The organism is Amycolatopsis rhizosphaerae (assembly GCF_007713715.1).
GTDB lineage: Bacteria > Actinomycetota > Actinomycetes > Mycobacteriales > Pseudonocardiaceae > Amycolatopsis_E > Amycolatopsis_E rhizosphaerae.
Window position 1 is genome coordinate 1 of record NZ_VJWX01000754.1, and the last position, 2,161, is coordinate 2,161.

Genomic DNA, 2,161 nt, shown 5'->3' on the forward strand with positions numbered 1-2,161 from the left:
CCACCACCCCGGCATTCACCGCGTGGCCCTCTGCCGGGGAAAGCCCCGACCGGCTGCTGAGCTACGCCCTCGGCCACGAAACGCTCTTCTACGCCGGAGGGTGGCTGCAGGTCACCGGCGCCCTGCTGAGCATCGTGTTCTTCCTGGTCCTGCTGCAGCTCAGCGGCGCACGGCACCGGTTGGCCGGAGCGGCCGCCCTCGTCGGCTGCGCCCTCCTGCTGGCCGTGGTCACGATCGAAGCCGCGCTGCTGGAGGCGGTGCCGATGGCCGCGCACACCGGCGATCGCGCGACCGTGGCGACCGCCTTCGCGCTGAGCAACGGGGTGTTCGCCCGCATCTTCCCCCTCGCCCCCGCCCCGCTGGTGTTCGCCGCGATCGGGCTGGCGCTGTCCGGTTCGCCCCTGCTGCGCCCGGTCTTCGGCCGCGCGGCACTCGTCATCGCCGCGCTGTTCGCCGTCGCGGGCATCGCCGCCGTCTTCGGCACCGCGGGACTGGTCTTCGCCATCGTGATGTCGGTGGCGCAGGCGCTCTGGATCGCCACCACCGCCGTCGCACTGGCCTTCGCGAGGCGGCGCATGAGCTGACGCCCGGGGGCGACGCAGGTCACCGCCCATGGCCCCGGCGGCTGGTTAGGATTGCCGGTCGTGGATATGGAGAACACGAAGGTTTCCGGTGACCGGCCCCGCTCGAGTGGCGTGTTGCCCGCGGCCGACCTCGCGCGGACCGTCGTGTTCGCCGCCCTCATCGCCGTGCTCGGCCTGTTCCCGGGCTTCTACGTTGGCGGCGGCAGCGTGCCGATCGTGCTGCAGAACGCCGGGCCGCTGCTGGCGGGGTCGCTGCTGGGGGCGCGGCGGGCGACGGCGTCGGTGGCGCTGTTCCTCGCGCTGACCGCGATCGGGCTGCCGCTGCTGTCCGGCGGCCGGGGCGGGCCCGCGCCGTTCCTCGGCCCGAGCGGCGGGTTCCTCTTCGGCTTCCTCCTGTCCGCCTTCGTCTCCGGCCTGCTGGTGACGCGGCTCAAGCGCACCGGCCTGCCCACCCTGCTGCTGGCCAACGCGGCGGGCCTGCTCTCCTGCTACCTGCTCGGGGTCCCGTTCCTCGCCGCCTACCTGGGCAACTTCCACGCGGCCCTGGTGCAGACGCTGGTGTTCGTGCCCGGGGACGCGGCCAAGGTCGTGGTGGTGTCGCTGCTCGCCTCGGTGCTCCACCGCGCGCTGCCGGGCCGGTTGCCCGCCGGCGCGAAGCGCGCGGGCTGATGCCCGCGACGCCTCCGATCGCGGGCTCCGGCACCGTGCCGCCCGAACTGCTCGCCCAGGCCCACGGGGCGGCCATGTGGCTGGCGGAGCGCGGGATCACCGAGGGTTCGCGGATCGCGGTGGACTCCCCGGACGTGCTGCCGTGGTTCCTCGGCGGGGACCTGCTGGGCGCGGCGGTGCTGGTGGTCGAGCCGGGCTGGTCGGAACGGGAACGACGGGCCGTGCTCACCGACGCGGCACCGCATCTGGTGGTGACCGGCGTGCCCGGGGCGACGACCGCCCGCGTCACCCCGGCCGGAACCGGGCGCACCGCCTTCTACCTGGCCACGACCTCCGGCAGCAGCGGTCACCCCAAGGTCCTGATCCGCACCCGCGACTCGTGGCTGGACAGCTTCGCCGCGCTCGGCCCGCTGCCGGGACCGGTCCTGATCCCCGGCCCGCTGAGTTCGTCGCTCTTCCTCTTCGGTGCGCTGCACGCGCTGTGGTGCGGGCAGCCGGTGCGCCTGCTGCCCCGGCGGGATCCGGAGACGGCGGCACGGGCGGCCGCCGGGGCCGCGTCGGTCCACCTGGTTCCGGCGATGCTCGCGGGCCTGCTCGCCGTGCTGGCCCGGCATCCCGGGCGGGAGTGCGCGCTGGAGACGGTCGTCTGCGGCGGCGCCCACCTGGATCCCGCCCTTCGCGCCCGGCTGGCCGAGGTGCTGCCCGACGCCGGGCTGATCGCCTACTACGGTTCGGCGGAGCACTCGCTGATCGCGCTCGACCGGGGCGACGGGCGGCTGCGCCCGGTGCCGGGGGTGGGGCTCGACATCCGGGACGGGATCCTCTGGGTCGATTCCCCGCTGTCGTGCCGCGGCCGCCTCACCGGCGGCGTGCTGTCCCCGGCCCCGCGATGGTCCACTGTGGATGAT

Annotated in this window: 3 protein-coding genes; all 3 read left to right on the top strand. The window is 74.9% G+C overall.

Going from position 1 to position 2,161, the window contains the following annotated elements; all coding sequences use genetic code 11:
* Positions 1 to 584, top strand: a 584-nt coding sequence (locus FNH05_RS38620; RefSeq protein WP_186382921.1) for a hypothetical protein, incomplete at its 5' end; no start/stop codon positions are given.
* Between the two features lie 66 nt (positions 585 to 650).
* On the top strand, positions 651 to 1,253 hold the full coding sequence (locus FNH05_RS36420) for a biotin transporter BioY (RefSeq protein WP_144593380.1): 603 nt from the start codon (positions 651 to 653) through the stop codon (positions 1,251 to 1,253).
* Positions 1,253 to 2,161: AMP-binding protein (locus FNH05_RS36425; protein WP_144593379.1), on the top strand; the 909-nt coding region annotated here is incomplete at its 3' end. The genes FNH05_RS36420 and FNH05_RS36425, both read left to right, overlap by 1 nt.